Source organism: Gymnodinialimonas sp. (assembly GCF_059726805.1).
Genome location: NZ_AP041059.1, coordinates 2161940 through 2181060, shown reverse-complemented (window position 1 = coordinate 2181060; position 19121 = coordinate 2161940). Strand labels below are relative to the sequence as shown.

At 64.5% G+C, this 19121-nt stretch carries 15 protein-coding genes; 2 read left to right on the top strand and 13 right to left on the bottom strand.

What is annotated here, in order from left to right; genetic code table 11:
• Positions 1 to 56 precede the first annotated feature (56 nt).
• From AC6I9R_RS10715 to AC6I9R_RS10705, 3 genes are all read right to left on the bottom strand, one after another.
• Positions 57 to 1427, bottom strand: coding sequence for an amidase (locus AC6I9R_RS10715; protein WP_461425564.1), 1371 nt, complete (start codon positions 1425 to 1427; stop codon positions 57 to 59).
• A gap of 75 nt (positions 1428 to 1502) precedes the next feature.
• Positions 1503 to 2630 carry a peptide chain release factor 2 gene (gene prfB / locus AC6I9R_RS10710; protein WP_461425563.1) on the bottom strand — a complete coding sequence of 376 codons (1128 nt, stop codon included), beginning with the start codon at positions 2628 to 2630 and terminating at the stop codon, positions 1503 to 1505.
• Between the two features lie 142 nt (positions 2631 to 2772).
• Complete coding sequence (locus AC6I9R_RS10705) at positions 2773 to 5337, bottom strand: penicillin-binding protein 1A (RefSeq protein WP_461425562.1); 2565 nt, start codon at positions 5335 to 5337, stop codon at positions 2773 to 2775.
• 129 nt (positions 5338 to 5466) lie between these two features.
• On the opposite strand from AC6I9R_RS10705, the gene AC6I9R_RS10700 reads away from it, so the two are divergent.
• Positions 5467 to 6051, top strand: a complete 585-nt coding sequence (locus AC6I9R_RS10700; protein ID WP_461425561.1) for a class I SAM-dependent methyltransferase — start codon at positions 5467 to 5469, stop codon at positions 6049 to 6051.
• Here AC6I9R_RS10700 and AC6I9R_RS10695 read toward each other — a convergent pair whose 3' ends face one another.
• The gene (locus AC6I9R_RS10695; RefSeq protein ID WP_461425560.1) at positions 6052 to 7257 is read right to left on the bottom strand and encodes an N-acetylmuramoyl-L-alanine amidase; all 1206 of its coding nucleotides are present in this window, start codon (positions 7255 to 7257) and stop codon (positions 6052 to 6054) included.
• Between the two features lie 54 nt (positions 7258 to 7311).
• Positions 7312 to 8457: an aminotransferase class I/II-fold pyridoxal phosphate-dependent enzyme gene (locus AC6I9R_RS10690; protein ID WP_461425559.1), complete on the bottom strand. Its 1146-nt coding sequence runs from the start codon at positions 8455 to 8457 to the stop codon at positions 7312 to 7314.
• 115 nt (positions 8458 to 8572) lie between these two features.
• Between AC6I9R_RS10690 and AC6I9R_RS10685 the strand changes: the two genes are divergently transcribed.
• Positions 8573 to 9325 (top strand): DsbA family protein, encoded by a 753-nt coding sequence (locus AC6I9R_RS10685; protein WP_461425558.1) that lies wholly within the window; start codon positions 8573 to 8575, stop codon positions 9323 to 9325.
• Positions 9326 to 9388: 63 nt separating this feature from the next.
• On the opposite strand, the gene AC6I9R_RS10680 is transcribed toward AC6I9R_RS10685, so the two are convergent.
• The 8 genes from AC6I9R_RS10680 to purC all read right to left on the bottom strand — a co-directional run bounded on the left by AC6I9R_RS10680 (position 9389) and on the right by purC (position 19060).
• Positions 9389 to 12082, bottom strand: a complete 2694-nt coding sequence (locus AC6I9R_RS10680) for an Rne/Rng family ribonuclease (protein ID WP_461425557.1) — start codon at positions 12080 to 12082, stop codon at positions 9389 to 9391.
• Positions 12083 to 12610: 528 nt separating this feature from the next.
• Positions 12611 to 13462, bottom strand: coding sequence for a hypothetical protein (locus AC6I9R_RS10675; protein ID WP_461425556.1), 852 nt, complete (start codon positions 13460 to 13462; stop codon positions 12611 to 12613).
• Positions 13463 to 13467: 5 nt separating this feature from the next.
• Positions 13468 to 14784, bottom strand: a complete 1317-nt coding sequence (locus AC6I9R_RS10670) for a sigma-54-dependent transcriptional regulator (RefSeq protein ID WP_461425555.1) — start codon at positions 14782 to 14784, stop codon at positions 13468 to 13470.
• A 228-nt stretch (positions 14785 to 15012) separates the two neighbouring features.
• Positions 15013 to 16776 carry a sensor histidine kinase gene (locus tag AC6I9R_RS10665; protein WP_461425554.1) on the bottom strand — a complete coding sequence of 588 codons (1764 nt, stop codon included), beginning with the start codon at positions 16774 to 16776 and terminating at the stop codon, positions 15013 to 15015.
• 82 nt (positions 16777 to 16858) lie between these two features.
• The gene (purQ, locus tag AC6I9R_RS10660) at positions 16859 to 17527 is read right to left on the bottom strand and encodes a phosphoribosylformylglycinamidine synthase subunit PurQ (RefSeq protein WP_461425553.1); all 669 of its coding nucleotides are present in this window, start codon (positions 17525 to 17527) and stop codon (positions 16859 to 16861) included.
• Positions 17528 to 17540: 13 nt separating this feature from the next.
• Positions 17541 to 17855, bottom strand: coding sequence for a hypothetical protein (locus tag AC6I9R_RS10655; protein WP_497863105.1), 315 nt, complete (start codon positions 17853 to 17855; stop codon positions 17541 to 17543).
• Between the two features lie 121 nt (positions 17856 to 17976).
• On the bottom strand, positions 17977 to 18207 hold the full coding sequence (gene purS / locus AC6I9R_RS10650; protein ID WP_461425551.1) for a phosphoribosylformylglycinamidine synthase subunit PurS: 231 nt from the start codon (positions 18205 to 18207) through the stop codon (positions 17977 to 17979).
• A 91-nt stretch (positions 18208 to 18298) separates the two neighbouring features.
• A complete protein-coding gene (purC, locus tag AC6I9R_RS10645; RefSeq protein WP_461425550.1) occupies positions 18299 to 19060 on the bottom strand; it encodes a phosphoribosylaminoimidazolesuccinocarboxamide synthase in 762 nt (253 codons plus the stop codon).
• Positions 19061 to 19121 lie beyond the last annotated feature (61 nt).

The following is a 19121-nucleotide window of genomic DNA, read 5'->3' as shown; positions in this document are numbered from 1 at the left end:
CTGATCCTCCCGCCTGAAGTGTAGCGGCAGGCGGGGCGTCGCGTAAAGCGGGCGTGTCAGGCCGGATCGCGCGCCACGCGCGGGCCGATCATCGCCTCCCAGGCCGCCCCCATCGCCAGCACTTTTTCGTCTGCGCCATGCGGCCCGATCAACTGCAACCCATGGGGCAATCCGGTGTCACTATAGCCCCCCGGCAGCGCCAGCGCGGGCAGTCCCGCGAGGCTGGCGGGCACGACGCATTCCATCCAGCGGTGATAGGTGTCCGTGGGCTGGCCCCCGATCTCGCGCGGCCAATCCCACTCCGCCGGGAAGGGCCACATCTGCGTGGCGGGCAACGCGATGGCGTCATAGGTTTCGAACAGCCGGTCCAGCACGGCCAACCAATCGCGCCGGATCTGGGCCGCGCGTTCCACGGCATCGCCGGTCAGGGCGAGGCCCCGCTCGACCTCCCAAATGGCTTGCGGGTTCAGAAGGTCCCGTTCCACCGGACTGCGCCAGGGACGGGCCAGCTCCTGGGCCACCACGAACGACCGCAGCGTCGTCCAGCCGTCCCAAAGGGCCTCGGCGGACATCGGCGGGGCCATGGCCTCGATCCGCCAGCCCAGATCCTTGCCCCGCGCCAGCGCCATGGCCCCCTCGACCAAAAGCCCCGCGTCCATCCGATATGCGCCGCCCCAATCGGCCAGCCAGGCGACCTTCGGCGCCTTTGGGGCGGCGGGAATTTCCATCGCCCGGCCCGCCATCGTCCCCAACAATGCCACCACATCCTCAATGCTGCGCCCCATCGGCCCCAGGGTTGAGAGCCTGTGCAACAACACATTGTCCCGCGGCTCACCCGGCACAAGCCCGACCGAGGGTCGGAACCCGTACACGTCATTCCAGGCCGCCGGGTTGCGCAGGCTGCCCATCATGTCGGACCCGTCAGCGAGGCTCACCATCCCCGTAGCAAGCGCCGCCCCCGCCCCGCCAGAGGATCCCCCGGCCGTGCGCGACAGATCAAACGGATTGCGCGTCACCCCGAACACCCCGTTCGAGGAATGTGACCCCAGCCCGTATTCCGGCACATTGGTCTTGCCAATGATCATGGCCCCCGCGCCCCGCAACGCGCGAGCCAAGCCGTCATCCGCGTCTGGCACAAAATCCGCAAATAGCCGCGAGCCCCAGGTCGAGCGCAGCCCCTTCACCGCCACCAGATCCTTGATCGCCACCGGCACCCCGTGGAGCCATCCGCCCCCGCCGACCGCGTCCGCGACCCGCGCCTCGCCCATCAAGGCCTCCCGGTCGCGCAACGACACGATGGCATTCACCGCGCCGTTCACCGCATCGATCCGCCCCAGCGTCGCCCGCATCACCTCAACACAAGACACCTCCCGCGCCGCAATCGCACGCGACAACTCCGCTGCCCCCCTGCGCCAAAGCTCGGTCATGGGCACGGCCTCCCTGCTTCATCTTGCCAAATACAACTCAAACTCGACGCCCGCCCCAAGCGCGGCATCGGCAAGTCAGTCGTCCGCATTGGCCTCTGCACGGCTCTTGCCCGACACATCCATCGCCAACACGCTGGCCATCAAGCCATCAATGTTCCCATCCAACACGCCCTGCGTGTCAGAGGTCTCGAACGAGGTCCGCAGATCCTTCACCATCTGGTAAGGCTGCAACACATAGGACCGGATCTGGTTGCCCCAGCCCGCATCCCCCGCATTCTCATGCACCTCGTTTACCTTGGCCGAGCGCTTGTCCAACTCCAACTGGTAGAGCCTTGATTTCAAGGCCTTCATGGCGATGTCGCGGTTCTGGTGCTGAGATTTCTCCGAGGACGTCACCACGATCCCCGTCGGGTGGTGGGTGATCCGCACCGCGGAATCCGTGGTGTTCACGTGCTGCCCCCCCGCGCCCGAAGACCGATAGGTGTCGAGCCGGATGTCAGAGGGGTTAACCTCAATCTCGATGTTGTCATCGACGACCGGATAGACCTTCACGGAGGTAAACGACGTGTGCCGCTTGGCGGCACTATCAAACGGCGAGATCCGCACGAGCCGGTGCACCCCGGACTCGGACTTCAACCAGCCATAGGCGTTGTGGCCCGAAATCTTGTAAACGGCGGATTTGATCCCCGCCTCTTCACCCGGCGAGAAGGACTGCAGGTCTACGTCATAGCCCTGCTTTTCTGCCCACCGCGTATACATCCGCGCCAGCATCGAGGCCCAATCGCAGCTTTCCGTGCCCCCCGCGCCCGAGTTGATCTCTAGGAACGTATCATTGCTGTCAGCCTCGCCGTCGAGCAGCGCCTCCAGCTCTTTGGCGGCGGCGTCCTCGACCAGGGCGGCCAACGCGGCCTCGGCCTCTTCCACCACCTCGGTGTCCCCCTCCATCTCGCCCAACTCGATCAACTCGGCATTGTCATCCACGCCCTGCTTGATCGTCTCATATTGCTTGAGCTTGTCGACCAGCACCTGCCGGTCCCGCATCAACTTCTGCGCCTTCTCGGGGTCATTCCACAGGTCCGGATCTTCGACGCGCGCGTTGAATTCCTCCAACCGATGCGGGGCGGTCTCAATATCCATGCGCTGACCCAAGAGGGTCAGTGAATTACGGATCTTGTCGATGTTGGCTTGGGTTTCGGCGCGCATGACGGCCCCTTCGGAGTTTGGTTGCGCAAGGGATAAACCAGCGCACGGCAACCCTCAAGGCGCGACCGAAGCCCGGGGCGCAGCCAAAGCCTTGCAAGGCTTTGCCCAGACTTTTGCAAAAGTCTGGCGCCCGGCGGATAGGTTAGTACAAGCCACCGGCGCTGAGCGTACCGAAACCGGTGTTCGTCGGCACCCGGGCCGTCTCACCGCCCGAGGTCTCAACCACCGTGCCCTGTCCGCCGCCGCCATCTCCACCGCCGTCGCCCTGGGTGAACATCGGAATGTCAGACGACATCGCCCACCCCCCGTCGATCACCGACAAAAGCCCGGCATAGGGCTCTTCGCCCGCGCGGAACAGCTCGTAGACGACATTGTCGCCCGAGGCACCGGACGGAAGGCGCGCACCCGAGAAGCGGTCGATGGGGTAGAACTGCCCGCCTTCCGGCACCGGGAAATCGCCCGAGCCATATTCCTCGATCGCCTCCAGCATGAAGCGCTGGAACACCGGGCCGCACATGCCGCCGCCCGACCCGCCGCGCATCGTCTCGGGCGTGTCGTAGCCGATGTAGCAGCCCGCCACGATGTTCGAGGTATAGCCCACGAACCAGACGTCGCGGGTATCGTTCGTGGTCCCGGTCTTGCCCGCCGCAGGCACCGGCAGGTTGACCGTGCTGGCTGCCGTGCCGCGCTGGACCACGCCGCGCATCATCGAGGTCAGCTGATAGGCCGTGATCGGGTCGATCACCCGCTCGCGCGTTGACACGATGCGCGGGGCCAGCCCTTCTTCCAGCGATGCCAATTCGCAGTCCGGGCAAAGCCGCTGGTCGTGGCGATAGACCGTCCGCCCGTAGCGGTCCTGAATCCGGTCCACCAAGGTCGGCTCCACCCGCTCGCCGCCATTGGCGAACATCGCGTAGGCCGCAACCATGCGGAACAGCGTGGTTTCCTGTGCGCCGAGCGAATTGGCCAGGAATGGCTGCATGTCGTCATAAACGCCAAAGCGCTCGGCATAGCGCGCGACGGTCTCCATCCCCACATCCTGGGCCAGACGCACCGTCATCAGGTTCCGCGAGCGCTCGATCCCCGTGCGCAACGGCGAGGGTCCATAGAACTGGTTCGACGCATTCTGGGGCCGCCAGATGCCTTCACCGGTCGAGACCTCGATCGGCGCGTCGATGACGATGGTGTTGGGCGAATAGCCCGAGTCCAAAGCCGCCGCATAAACGAAGGGCTTGAAGCTCGACCCCGGCTGGCGCGTGGCCTGGGTGGCGCGGTTGAACGAGGAAAATTGGTACGAGAACCCGCCCTGCATCGCCAACACGCGGCCGGTATGCACGTCCATCGCCATGAACCCGCCCTGCACTTCCGGGATCTGACGCAGGGTCCAGCGGATAAAGCTGCCGTCGCTGTCGGACGTCATCGCTCGCACATGGACCACATCGCCGACGGACAACAAATCGCCCGCCACCCGTGCGGTGTTGCCGCGCGAGCCGTCCTCGCGCAGGGGCCGCGCCCAGGTGACGTCGTTGGCGGGGATGAAATGGCCATCCTCGTCCTCTTCCACACCCTCGATCCCGATCCGGGCCGAGGTGTCGCCAACCTCCAACACCACTGCCGCAAACCAGCCGTCGATGTCGCGCGCGATTTCGGCATCGCCAAGCGCCTCGCGCCAGCTTGCCTCGTCCGTCAGCAGCGATGGGTCAATCGTATCGGTCGCCCCGCGCCAGGTGCCCAGGTTGCGGTCAAACCGCTCCAACGCGCGGCGCAGCGAGGCTTCGGCCACCTCTTGCAGGCTTTCGTCCATGGTCGAGCGGACCGCATAGCCGCCCGAGAAGAACTCATCGGCGCCAAACTCGGCGGACAACTGGCGGCGGATCTCATCGGTGAAGTAGTTGCGCGGCGGACGGGACAGGCGGAACGCCTCGATATGGCCGCCCTGCACCGTTTCCAGCGGCGAAGCCTGGGCCGCCTCCATCTCTTCGCGGGTCACATAGCCGTTCTCATACATTTCGCGCAGCACATAGTCGCGGCGGATGATCGCGCGCTCATAGTCATCGACGGGGTGGAATCGCGACGGCGCCTGGGGCAGCGCCGCCAGATAAGCCACCTGCTCTAGGGTCAGGTCTTCCAGCGTCGCGTTGAAATAGGTCTGGGCCGCAGCGGTCACACCGTAGGAGTTCTGGCCCAGGAAAATCTCGTTTAAGTACAGCTCCAGAATGCGGTCCTTGCTGAGCGTCCGCTCGATCCTGGCGGCAAGAATGATCTCACGCACCTTGCGTTCCACGGTGCGCGAGCCGTCCAGAAGGAAGTTCTTCATCACCTGCTGGGTGATGGTCGAGGCCCCGCGTACGTCCTGCCCGCGCGAGCGGACGGCATCCACGAAGGCGGCCACAATGGCGCGCGGGTCATAGCCCTGGTGGTTGTAGAAGTTGCGATCCTCAGCCGAGACAAAGGCAAAAGACACCAGGTCCGGGATCTCTTCGGCGGGGGTAAACAAGCGCCGTTCGGTGGCAAATTCGTCGACGATCATACCCTGGCGCGAGTAGATGCGGCTGATGGTCGGCGGCGAATAATTCGACAGCGTCTCATGGTCCGGCAGGCCCTGGGAATACATGTAGATCAGCCCGCCCACGCCAAGCGCGGCAAAGACCAACCCCAGGGTCACGGCGCTGAAAATCGCGCCGAAAAATCCGATAATGAATCGCATGGTCTGCCTGCTTCCCCAATACTGCACCCGTTATACGCGCCCGGAGGGCGTCGGTCAAAAGCAACTGGGCGGGTTTTCGCCGTGGAAACGTAGGGTTACGCTGTTGTGATGAAGGGGCCAGAGGACATATTGCCAAACTACCGTGTCGAGGCTGCCCGGTGGGCGCGCGAACGGGGGCAATCGCTGTGGGAGCGTCCGGCGTTGGAGGCCTGCGTGGCCGGGCGTGCCGCGCCCCTGCGGGTGCTCGATCTGGGGTGCGGCTCGGGGCAGCCGATTGCCGAGTGGTTCGTGGCGCGCGGCGATGCCGTGACCGGTGTCGATGGCGCGCCCGAGATGTTGGCGGAATGCGCCCTGCGGGTGCCCGAAGTCACCCGTGTTCTGGCCGACATGCGCGAGATGGCGCTGGGGCAGCGCTTCGATATCCTTCTGGCGTTCAACAGTTTTTTCCACCTCACGCCCCAGGCGCAGCGGGACATGTTCCCGGTTTTCGCCGCCCATTCGCGCGCCGATGCGCGGTTGATGTTCACCTCGGGGCCAGAGGCCGGCGTACGCGTCGGCCGCGTCGGGAACAGCCCCGTCTACCACGCCAGCCTGGACCCGGACGATTACCGGGCCTTGCTGGCTGAGAACGGCTTTGAAGTCATCTGGTTCCGCCCTGATGATGCCGAGTTGCGCGGCCATTCCGTCTGGCTGGCCCGGTTCACCGGGCTTTGATCATTGCCGCCTGAGAGCATCTGCCGCCGCATCCGCCTGGCTCCAGGCAATCACCGCCCCGGTGATCGCCGCCTGCATCCGCGCGCGCCATTGCGGGTTGCGAATGTTCTCCAGATCTCCGCCCGCGCTGAGGAAGCCGATCTCCAGCAGAACCGCCGGGAAATCCGCTGCCTTCAGGACCGAAAAGGCCCCCTCCCCGCGCGGCTGCGCGTGCAGGTCTAATCCTGTGGTCTCAATGGCTTGTACAAGGATATCGGCGAAGGCGCGCGACCGCGGCGCGGTCTCGATCCGGGCAAGATCCAGCAGAACCCCAACCACCTCATCATCGCTGCCGCTCAGGTCAATGCCCTGCAACAGATCGGCCCGGTCATGCTGCTCGGCCAGTGCGGCGGTGGCCACATCCGTGGCCTCATCGGCCAACGTGTAAACCGAGGCGCCCTGGGCGCGCCCCTCGGCAATCGCATCGGCGTGGAGCGAGATGAACAGGTCCGCGCCCGCCGCACGCGCCAGCGTCACGCGGGTGGGCAGGGGCACGAAGATATCGGCGTCGCGGGTCATTTCCACCTGAATGCGGCCGGTCCGGCGCATCACCTCGCGCAGCTCCCGCGCGAAGGTCAGGATCAAGTCGGCCTCGGTGAACCCGTCGCGAATGGCGCCCGGGTCGACGCCGCCGTGGCCCGGGTCCAGCATAATGACCAGGATATTATCTTGGGGCGGCACGGCTTGGGTGACGACAGGCAAAAGCACCGCGTTCAGACCCGGCGGCGCCCCGGCGGCAGCGGCGAAACTCTCGGCGTCCGAGGGGGAAAGCGTCAGCGAAACAATAGCTTGGCCGGTGCTGTCGTCGGTCTCCATCGCCGCCGTATCCAGCGCTTGCGGCGTGTTGAGCGACAGGACCATCCGCGACCAGCCGGGCGTCGCAGCCCCGCCCATGGCGACGCTTTCCACGTGGCGCGCATCGTCGAAATCCTCGGGCAGTGCCGAGAAATCCACGGTGCGAAAGTCCACCACGACGCGCATCGGATCATCCAGGGTGAAGACCCGGAACGGCACCGCCTGGCTGAGCGCGAGGGTCAGCTCAGTGCCCCTCCGGTTGCCCTCCAAGGACGAGCCCTCGGGCAAGGCGCGCGCCGAGGCGCCCAGGGTTTGCGCCGCAACGGGCGCGCTGAAGCACAGGAGCGCGAGGATCAGAACTGCTCGAAACACGGGATTTTCCCCTTTGTTGATTGGCCTCTGTTTAGCCGATCCCAAGGGCGCGGCCTAGAGGCTTGTCAGGAACGTGCCAAGGCGCGCGACGCCTTCCTCGATATCGCCCGTCGCCCGCGCGTAGCTGAACCGCAACGTCCCCGCCCCGCGCGATTTGTCGAAATCAAGGCCGGGGGTCACGGCAACGCCCGCCTCGTCCAGGATCCGCGCGGCGAAAGCGCGGGCGTCATCGGTCAGATGGCTCACATCGGCATAGACGTAGAAGGCGCCGTCGGCGGGCGCGGTGTTGGTCAGCCCCGCCGCGTGCAGGCCTTCTTGCAGGATCTGGCGGTTCTTCGCGTAGGTCTCTCGGTGCTGGTCCAACTCGGCGCGACCCTCAGGCGACAGCGCACCGAAGGCTGCGACCTGGGCGGCGTGCGAGGGGCAGATGAACATGTTCTGGGCCAACCGTTCAATCGTGCGCACGTGATCCGGCGGGACCACCATCCACCCCAGCCGCCATCCGGTCATGGAGAAATACTTAGAGAATGAGTTGATGACATAGACATCGTCCGTCACTTCCAGCGCGCTTACCGCGCGGCCTTCATACTGGAGGCCATGGTAAATCTCGTCTGAAATCAAGGCGATATCCTGGGCGGCGCAGGCATTGGTTAACGCCGTTAACTCTGGCTTGAACAGCATCGTGCCCGTCGGATTGGCGGGGCTTGCCACGATCAACCCGTCGAGGGACGGATCAAGGTGATCGGGCGTCGGCTGAAACCGCGTCTCGATATGGGTTTGCAGACCCACGGGCTCCAACGACAGGGCAGAGAGGATCTGGCGATAGGACGGATAACAGGGCTCGCCCAAGGCCACCCGCGCGCCCGCATCAAAAAGCGCCGTGAAGGCGAGGATAAACGCACCCGACGCGCCCGCCGTCAGAACCACACGCGACGGGTCCAGATCCACGCCGTACCACTCGGCGTAGAGTGCTGCGATGCCCGCGCGCAGATCCGGGCGGCCCAACGCCACCGTGTAGCCCAGGGGGCCCGCCGCCATCTCGGCGGCCAGACGCGCGCGCGCGGCCTCCGGCGCGCCGGTGCCCGGCTGGCCGACTTCCATATGGATGATGTGACGCCCCGCTTCCTCCGCGGCGCGGGCCTGTTCCATGACATCCATCACGATGAACGGGTCGACGTGGGATCGGGTCGATTGGCGCATGGGGCGGCTCCGGCAAGGTCACGAAAGTGTGAGACCATCCACGGGCGGTTTCGTCAATGGCGTCGCCGTTCCGATGTGCTAGACCGGGGCAAACACCCGTTGAGCGGAGAGATGGATGAAACGATTGATGATGAGCGTGGCCGCCTTGGCCGTCCTGGCCGCCCCGGCGTTTGCGACCGACATTGGCGACATGACCGACGCCGAGCGCCAGGCCTTTCGCGGCGAAATCCGGCAATATCTGCTGGATAACCCCGAGGTCCTGATGGAGGCGATCGCGGTGCTGGAACAGCGCCAGGCCGAAGAGGAAGCCGCCGCCCAGGAAGTCGCCGTGGTGCAAAACGCGCCCGCGCTGTTCAACTCGGCCTTCGACCACGTCGGCGGCAACCCCGACGGCGACGTGGTGATCGTGGAGTTCGTCGATTATCGCTGCAGCTTCTGCCGCCGCGCGCACCCGGAAGTGACCGAACTGGTGGAAACCGATGGCAACATCCGCATCATCACCAAGGAATTCCCGATCCTGGGCGAGCAATCGGTCCTCGCGTCGCGCTTCGCGATTGCGACCAACATCGCGCTTGGCGGCGAGGCTTATGAGCAGGTCGGCGACGCGCTGATGGCGATGCGCTCGGACGTGACAGAGCTGGCGCTGGCGCGCTTGGCTGACGATCTGGGCCTGGATAGCGAGGCGATCTTTGAGGCGATGGAAGACCCGCTGGTGCAGACGACCATCGACGCGAACTATGCGCTGGGGCAGCGGATGGGGATCACCGGGACGCCGTCCTTCGTCTTTGGCGATCAGATGGTGCAGGGCTATGTGCCGCTGTCGAACATGCAAGACATCGTGGCGATCATTCGCGATACCTCGCGCTGAGCGATTTGGGTTACCCATGCGAAAAGGGCGCCCGCTGGGGCGCCCTTTTTTTGGGATCATGTGCTAGCCGCGCGACCACCAGCCGCGCCGTTTCGGCTTGGCGGGTTCTTCGGGCACGGCCACTGCGGGCTCGGGCGTCGGCTCTGCCGCGACGAGCTCGGGCTCGGCTTCGGGTTCCGGCGCGGCTTCGGCTTCAACGACCTCAGGCTCAGCGACTTCAGGCTCTGGGGCTGGCTCCGGCTCTGGCGCAGGCGCCTCAGCCGCGACCGGCTCGGGCGTGGGTTCAGGGGCCGGCTCAGCGGCCACTTCCGGGGCCGCTTCGGGCTCTGCAACAGGATCGGATGGCGCAGCCTCGGCAGCCTCTGCCGCAGGGGCCTCGGCCTCTGCAGCGTCCGACGCATTCTCCGCTGCGGCCAAACCATCGGCGTCAACCGGCGCCTCGGACTTGCGGCCTCGCCCCCCGCGCCGCGAGCGGCGGCGCTTTTTGGGCTGTTCTTCACCGTCCTCCGGCGCGGGCTCAGCGGCTGCGGGCGCCTCGGCATCCGCCTCGGCGGCCCCCTCCTCCGTGCCCTTCGGGCCGTCCTCGGCGGCGTTACCGTTGTCGCCGTTCTCATCGCTGTTCCGGCGGCGGCCCCGGCCCCCCCGACGGCGGCGGCGTTTCTTCTTGGGCTGCCCCCCTTCGTCGTTGGCGTCCTCTGCGACCTCGACGGCCTCTTCGACCTCGTCGACCAGATCCTCGTCGGCGACATCTTCATCGATGTCATCCATCAGGCCCGCATCCATCGACACGATGGGTGCCACGGCGGTGATCTTGCGGGTGGCGGTCTTGAACTTCTCAAGCTTGTAGTCGGGCACCACCAACGCGGCATCGGCCTCGATCCGGATCGCCATGCCGGTGCGCGCCTCGATGCTGTCGAGGTAGTCGCGCTTGAAATTGATCAGGTAGTTCACGATGCCCACGGGTGCCGTCAGCAGCACTTCCTTGGAGCGTCCCCGCGCGCTTTCTTCTTCCAGCTGGCGCAGGATCGACAGCGCCAGGCTGTCGTCCGAGCGCACGAGGCCCGTGCCGTGGCAATGCGGGCAGCCTTGCGTCGTGGCCTCCAGCATGCCGGGGCGCAGGCGCTGGCGCGACATTTCCATCAGGCCGAACGTGCTGATCCGGCCCACCTGAATGCGCGCGCGGTCGGTCTTCAACTTATCCTTGATGCGCTTCTCAACAGCGTTGTTGTTGCGCCGCTCATCCATGTCGATGAAGTCGATCACGATCAGACCGGCGAGGTCGCGCAAGCGCACCTGACGCGCCACCTCTTCAGCGGCCTCCAGGTTGGTTTTCGTCGCCGTATCCTCGATCGAGCCCTCTTTCGTGGACCGACCCGAGTTCACGTCAATCGCCACCAAAGCCTCGGTGATATTGATCACGATGTAGCCGCCGGATTTCAGCTGCACCGTCGGATTGAACATGTCCGACAGGTAGCTTTCCACCTTGTGTTTCGCGAACAAGGGCACGCCGCCGGTGTGGCGTTTCACCTTCTTGGCGTGGGACGGCATGATCATCCGCATGAAGTCCTTGGCGTGCTTGTAGCCCGCCTCACCTTCCACGATGACCTCATCGATATCGCGGTTGTAGAGGTCGCGAATGGTGCGGTGGATCAGGTCGCCTTCCTGGTAGATCGGGGCGGGCGCGATGGACTTGAGGGTCAACTCGCGGATCTGTTCCCACTGGCGCTGCAGGTATTCGTAGTCGCGCTTGATCTCGGTCTTGGTGCGCTGGCTGCCCGCCGTGCGCACGATCAGGCCCGCGCCCTGGGGCACGTCCAGGGCCGTGGCGATGTCCTTGAGCTTCTTGCGGTCGGCGGCGTTGGTGATTTTGCGGGAAATCCCGCCGCCGCGCGCGGTGTTGGGCATCAGCACGCAGTAACGACCGGCCAGCGACAGATAGGTGGTCAGCGCCGCACCCTTGTTGCCGCGCTCTTCCTTGACGACCTGCACCAGCATGATCTGGCGGACTTTGACGACCTCCTGGATCTTGTATTTCTTCGGGCGCGGCTTGCGGACCGGGCGGATTTCCTCGACGGCATCGTCGTCTGCCACGGTTTCTGTATCCGCGTCAGCCTCTGCGTCCGCCCCGTCATCGGAGCCATCATCGGACCCGTCATCAGCGCCATCATCAGCGCCATCTTCGGCCCCGTCATCGGAACCCTCATCCGCATCCGACGCATCAGCCTCACCCTCAGCATCCCCCTCAGGCTCTTCCACCGGCGTTTCTTTCACCAGCTCCATCGGCGACAGACCTTCGACGGAATCGGCCTCTTCGCCGTCTTCCAGATCGACGACATCCATGCCCGAGGGCGTGCCGGTGGCCACCGCATCCGGGCCGGCCTCTTCCGCCTTGGTATCGGTGCGACGGCGGCGGCGGCGGCGCTTGGGTTTGGCGGATTCCTCCTCCTCCTCCTTCGCCTGCTGCTCGGCATAGGCGCGTTCTTCGGCCAGAAGCGCTTCGCGGTCGGCGATCGGGATCTGGTAGTAATCGGGGTGGATTTCCGAGAATGCCAGGAAACCGTGCCGGTTCCCCCCGTAATCAATAAACGCAGCCTGCAACGAGGGTTCGACCCGCGTTACCTTTGCCAAATATATGTTGCCTGCGAGTTGCCGCTTGTTTAGCGACTCAAAATCGAATTCATCGACCTTGGTTCCATCTGCCACCACAACGCGGGTTTCTTCCGCGTGGGTGGCATCGATGAGCATTGTTTTTGCCATTGTATCCTTGCCCGTGACAGCCCCGCGCGCCTGCACGGGGCAAAGCCCTGCAGTGTCGCTATCGAAGTGTCACGTTGTGCTGTTAGAGCGAGGGGCCTGGCGGCACGAACACAGGCGACGGGAAGTCGCCTTACGTGTTCGATCTGAGCGCCGAGGCCATGCATCGCTGCGTTCTCCGGGTGGCGCGGCCGCGTGTTGACCTGCCATCCAATCAAGAAGCCTGCCCGTGTCACGGGGCGAGGCGGTTAAAGGCGACCCAAAGCGCGGATTCTCGCGCGAGGGCCAAGTGACCTGCGCCCTTTGTGGGTGCGGCGTCATCGCGCTGCACAAACGTCAAAGGGGCAGAGAACCTGTTGTCTGACCAATGGGCCAGTCCAATTACATTAAGGGCGGGAAGAACGAAAAGACAATGGGGAAACGATGGGGTTTGGAAATGAAACAGACGAAAGGCCCGAACACCGCAGCCGCAAGGCAGGCACGCCAATGCGACAACCGCCCGCCGCTATATGCCCCCAAGTCCCGGCATCGCTAGGGATCACAGAAGCGGCGCAGATCTCGCTCGACCGCGCAAAACAAGGGTTGAAAGGTTTGCCCCGCATCCAGGGCCAACTGCCCACTCTGCGTCCAAGGAAAACCCAGAAGCGGTACTCGGCGGTGTGCCACGACTTGCCGCGCGATCAGGCTTTCGGGCGCGGGCCATGCGCTGGCGTCAAACAGGTAGGCCTCTTCCCAGACATGCTCGGCAAGCTCGGGCGAAAGCCTGGCATGTTCAGGGTAGTTCTCGGAAAAACTGCCATAATGCGACGTGGTCAAGATAAAGTCCGGTCGCTCAGTTTGCGACAGGATCAGAGGGATTGCCGACAATGAACGCAGCGGCGCCAGCGGTCTCTCACGGAAAGAAACGACGTGAACCGAAGCAAGATCAAAACGCTCCGCCAGTTGCAGGCGTCCGATGTCGGGTGCATCCAGGATCACTATGCTTGCCCCAGAAAGGTGAAGCTCCGCCGGCACCAAAGCCGCATCCAAAACCATCGCCTCGATCCTGGCATTTTCCAAACGGCCCAGAAGGTGGGGAACCGTCGCAGCAAGGACCGTTACGGTAACGAGACCAGCGGCCCGCCCCCATTCGCGAAGCCGAATAAATCCTGCCGTTAGGCCGACAAGCGCGAGGTAGAGGGCCACCGCCGCTATCAACAACGGAAGGTCGCTGAACTGCCCTCCCGGCGTATTGTCCTTCAGGATCAGAAACACGCAGGCTGCGACAAGACAACCGCCCAAGCGCCATCTGCCGACCCCAACCAGATACCCGCCCAGAATTGAAGTCAGAACGAGCAGGCCGATTGAGAACGCAATGATTAGGTTTGCCCATAGATCAGTCACGCCCCTTACAAATAATCCGACCGGCTCAACCCATATTTCGCCATCTTCTCATTCAACGTCCGGCGCGGCAGGCAGAGCTCGTCCATGACGCTGGCGATGGAGCCGCGATGTCTGCGCATCGTGTTGTCGATCAGCATCCGCTCGAACGCCTCCACGTATTCCTTCAACGGCTTACCCTCGCCCATCGCCTGCGGGGCGATCTGGGTGTTGTCGGACATCAGAAGCGAGGCAATGGAGCCGGACCCCCGCCGTTGCTGCAGGATCGCCCGCTCGGAGATGTTGATCAGCTGCCGCACGTTGCCGGGCCAGGGCGCTTGCAACAGTTGCGCCGCCTCCTGCGCCGTGACTTGCGGCGCGTCGGTGCCATATTCCTCGGAGAATTGCTCTCCGAACCGGGTGAAGAGGGTCAGGATATCCTCGCCCCGCTGGCGCAAAGGCGGCAGATCGATGCGCATGGCGGCGAGGCGGTAGAACAGATCCGGCCGCAAGGCGCCTTCGCATTGGTCCGGCTCGGGCGCGTTACAAATGGCGACGATCCGCGTCTCGGCGGGCGTGCCCTGGTCGTTGATGAACGTCAGAAGGCGCGCTTGCAGCGCCTGGGACAGCGCCTCCACATCCTCTAGCACCAGCGTGCCGCCGCGGGCCTGTTCGACCAGCGGCTTGTCCTGATCCTCGCCCACCGGGCCGAACAGCTTGGCCGACAGCTCTTCCTCCTCATGGGCGGCGCAGGAGAGCACCACAAAATGCTTGCCCGCGCGCGGCCCCACAGCGTGCAGCGCATGGGCCACCAACGTCTTGCCGGTCCCCGTCTCACCCGTAATCAACACATGGCCGTCGGCCTGACCGAGATCCAGAATATCCTCGCGCAACCGCTCCATCACCGGGCTCGACCCGATCAGCTTGCGCATCAGCACCGTGCCGTCGCTCAACTCCCGCCGCAACGCGCGGTTATCCAACGTCAAACGCCGCTGCTGGCCCGCCCGCTTGGCCAGATCCGTCATCCGGTCCGGGTTGAACGGCTTTTCCAGAAAATCATAGGCCCCGATCCGCATCGCCTCCACCGCCATCGGCACGTCGCCGTGGCCGGTGATCAGAATGACCGGAATGCCGCTATCGACCCCCATCAGGCGCTTCAGAAACGCCATCCCGTCCATGCCCGGCATCTTCACATCCGTCACCACGACGCCCGGAAAATCCGAGCCGATGCCCTTCAGCGCCTCTTCCGCGCTGGCATAGGTCTCGGTGTCGAAGCCCGACAGCGCCAGCCACTGGCTGATCGACTGCCGCATGTCCTGCTCATCATCTACAATCGCGATCTTCATGAGTGAAGACTCCTTGTTTTTTTGCCCTACCGCGCTTCGCGCTACTTGAGGGCGCATTTTTTGCCCTGCCGCGCTTGGCGCACCTAAAGGGCGCATTTTTGCGCTACCGCCCGTCGGGCATCTTGAGCGCGTTGTGTGCCAAGCCTCTCACGGGCCCTCCTGGCGCGACGACCTCAGTTCATCGGCCCACACAGGGGCCAGTCCAATCCATACCACGCCCCACGGCCTTTATTCCGCCGCGTTGCGCGCCTCACCCAGTGCCGGCAAGCGCACCTCGAAGACCGCGCCCGCCTCTTCCCCGTTGCGCGCCGAGAGGCGCCCGCCCAGGTCCTTCACAATCCCCGATGAGATCGCCAACCCAAGGCCGACCCCCTCTCCGGGTTTCTTCGTCGTGTAGAATGGCTCGAACAAAGCATCCAGATCGTCAATCCCCGGCCCGTTGTCGCGCACGGTCAACACAACTTCGTCACCTTCCGCGATAATCAGGTCGATTTCCTTGTCATACCGCCCCCCCATCGCGTCGAGCGCATTGCGCAGCAAATTGATGATCACCTGCTCCAGCCGCAGACGATCCGCCAGGACCATCGCGGGCTTGCGCGGCAGCGACTGGGTGATGTGGACCGTGTCACTGCGCAATTGCGGCTCCATCATCGTCAGCGCGCCCTTCAAGGCGTCGCGCATATCGACCGGCTCCAACGCGTCTCCGCCCTTTCTGGCATAGGATTTCAGCTGCCGCGTGATCGCCCCCATCCGCTCGATCAGATCATCGATGCGCTGGAAGCTCGACGCCGCCTCTTCGGTGCGTTTGCGCTGCAGCAAAAGTCGCGCACCGGCCAGGTAGGTTTTCATCGCCGCCAGAGGCTGGTTCAACTCATGGGACACCGCCGCCGACATCTCGCCCAGGGCCGCCAATTTCTGGCTTTGCTGCAGGCTCAATTCGGCCTCCTCAAGGGTCCGTTCGACCCTCTGACGCTCGGCAATTTCCCGCTGTAGCCGTGCGTTGAGGCGGCGCAACTCCGCCGACTCGCGCGCCAGCACCGCCGTCTGCAACCGCGCGCGGCGGCTCAACAGATAGAACGCGCCCGCCAGAAGCAGCGCGAATCCCATGATCTGAAGCGCCAGAACCCCGTTCACACGCTCCCTCACCGAGGTATAGGCGGTATAGCTGACGATCCGCCAACCCCTGAAGGTAATGCGACTTTCCAGCCGGATCGTGGCTGAGCCGAAGAAGTTCGGACTGGGATCGCCAAAGGCCCAATCCCCCGCCCCCTCCAGCGCGCGTTGGATGGCGTTGGGCGGCGTGCGCAGCGCCATCGCCTCGGCCTCAGTCCGCCCGCGCCAGCGCGGCTCTGTCGATAGGATGATATCGCCCTGGGAATTGGTCAGAAACACCGCTTCCGAGGCCCCGCGCCAACGTTCCACCAGGCGCGCCAGATCGATCTCCACCAGGATCACGCCCAGCAGGCCATCGCCGTTCTCGATCTGGCGCGAGAAGGTGAAATCAAACCGGCCCGTCTCGGGCTCGTTCGAGGTAAAGACCGTGTTGGGCGAGCGTGTCGCCTCAACAAAGAAAGGGTCACTGTCGCGCCGCTCGGCAATCCGCGCGCGGTCCGTGGCCGCCACAACACGCCCCTCGCGGTCGAGAAGCAGGATCGAGGCCGCGCCGATATCCTCCACATACGAGATCAGGTATTGCGAGGTCTGCGTATAGTCATTGGCCTCCAATGACCGGATCAGCGACGGATCGCGCGACAGGAGCAGTGGCACCACCTGGTGGCGCTGGATTTCCGACAGGACCGAGCCTGAATATAGCGCCAGCCGCACCTCCGCGCGGTTGCGCGTCGTCTCGGTAAAGCGTTCGGTCAGCAGGATGTTGGAAATCCAGATCACCGCAATCGCGCCGCCCAGGAACAGAACCATCAGCACGCGCAACACCCAGGGGCGTCGGATACCACGCAGGGGTGGGGTCGCGGGACGATCAACAAGGCTCATGGGCGAAGACTATGCCGCGCCCGGGCGCGCCTCAAGGGGGCTGCGCCGGGGCGCGCGCTTGCTCGGGGGCAGGCGTGCGGCTTCAGGCCGCGACCAGCGCCGCCGCCAAAGACGCGAAAAGCGCGCTGCCGTCGGTGCCGCCGTGGGCTGCGTCCACCGAACGCTCCGGATGCGGCATCATCCCCATCACGCGCCGATTGGCGCTCAACACGCCCGCGATATCGGCGCGCGAGCCGTTGGGATTGTCGGCATAGGTGAAGGCAATACGATCCTCGCCCTGCAAGGCCGCAAGGCCCGCGTCGTCGATCTGGAAATTGCCATCGTGGTGCGCGACCGGCACGGTGATCTGATCACCCAGGCCATAGCCATCGGTGAACGGGCTGGCCGTGGTCGCCACGATCAGCGGCTCGGGCCGGCAGACAAACTTGATCCCGCCATTGCGCATCAAAACGCCCGGCAAAAGCCGCGTCTCGCACAGCACCTGGAACCCGTTGCACACGCCCAGAACATGCCCGCCCTGCTCCGCAAAGCGCGCCACCGCGCTCATGATCGGCGATTGCGCCGCGATGGCGCCGCACCGCAGGTAATCCCCGTAAGAGAACCCGCCGGGGATGCCCACCACGTCGCTGCCCTCGGGCAGCGCCGTCTCCTTGTGCCAGACCATCTGGGTGTCAAACCCCGCGCTGCGGAAGCCCACAGCCAGGTCCCGGTCACAGTTGGATCCCGGAAAGACGAGAACGGCAGCTTTCATGGTGATATCCCCTTCATGCCCGCCTGCGACGGCGTTGCGCCGCATATGCCCCAAAACCCAGGCCAAGAAAACCCATCAGAAACGAGGGCCCAAAATCGCTGGGGAATTGCACCGGCCCATAGTCAGCCCGCCGCGCCCGGGTCAAATGCGCGACCCCTCGGGTGCCCTCGACAAGCCCGTCCAGCGGCACGCCCGTCACGGTGATGATATCAACAGACCGTGGCCCCGACACGACGCGCGCCACGACCCGCGCCTCAGTGGCAGGCTCCGATGTCTCGCCATCCAGATCCAGCAATCGGTCAATCCCATTGCCAAGGATGGTACGCACCTCAAAGGTGAGTTCTGATCGCAGCGTCGAGGTCGCGGTCCACCCGGCCAAACCCAGACTCACGAGGCAAAGCGCAAACGGCAACCCCTGGAAGAACCGCCGGGCCTGCACCAAGGGCGCCCTAGCCCATATCCACCCGGTAGCTTTCGATCACGGTATTGGCGAGCAGCTTTTCGCACATCTCACCCACCTGCGCCTCACTGGTCCCGTCCGCCAGATCCAGCTCGATCACCTTGCCCTGACGCACGCCATTCACACCCTCAAACCCCAGCGAGCCCAGCGCCGATTGCACCGCCGCCCCCTGCGGATCCAACACGCCCTGCTTCAACATCACGGTGACGACAGCTTTCATCGCGCGGCCTCCCCTTCATCTTGCCAAATACAACTCAATCCGACGCAAGAAACCCGCGCCGCACGCTCAATTCTTCGCCCAAACCAGGGCCTCAGTTGATCAACGTCGGCTTCGTCGCCCCAACAGGCCCCTGCGGCATGATCCCCAGCCGCCGCGCCACTTCCGTATAGGCGTCCGCCAGATCCCCCAGATCGCGCCGGAACACGTCCTTGTCCAACTTGCGCCCGGTCTCGATGTCCCACAAACGGCAGCTGTCGGGGCTGATCTCATCGGCCACGATCAGGCGCATGAAATCACCGTCCCAGATCCGGCCGATCTCGATCTTGAAGTCGATCAACTTGATGCCGACCCCCAACATCAGACCACTCAGAAAATCATTCACCCGCAGCGCCAGGCTCACCATATCGTCCAGATCCTGCTGCGCCGCCCAGCCAAAAGCGATGATATGCTCTTCACTGACAATCGGGTCCTTCAGGTCGTCGTTCTTGAAATAAAACTCCACGATCGGGCGCGGCATCGGCGTGCCCTCCTCGATCCCCAGACGCGGACAGATCGAGCCCGCCGCCACGTTGCGCACGACCACCTCCAGCGGGATGATCTCCACCGCGCGGATCAACTGCTCACGCATGTTCAGCCGCTTGATGAAATGCGTCGGCACCCCGATGTTGCCGAGGCCCTGCATGAAGAACTCGGACAGGCGGTTGTTGAGCACCCCCTTGCCGTCGATCACGTCCTTCTTCTCGCCGTTCCCGGCGGTCGCGTCATCCTTGAAATATTGCACCAACGTGCCGGGCTCGGGCCCTTCATAAAGGGTTTTTGCTTTGCCTTCGTAGACCAGCTTCCGGCGTGCCATGCGTGTTTTCCCAGGGTTTCGGGCGGCTCAAGGGCTGTGGCCACCAATTGCAACGGGCTAT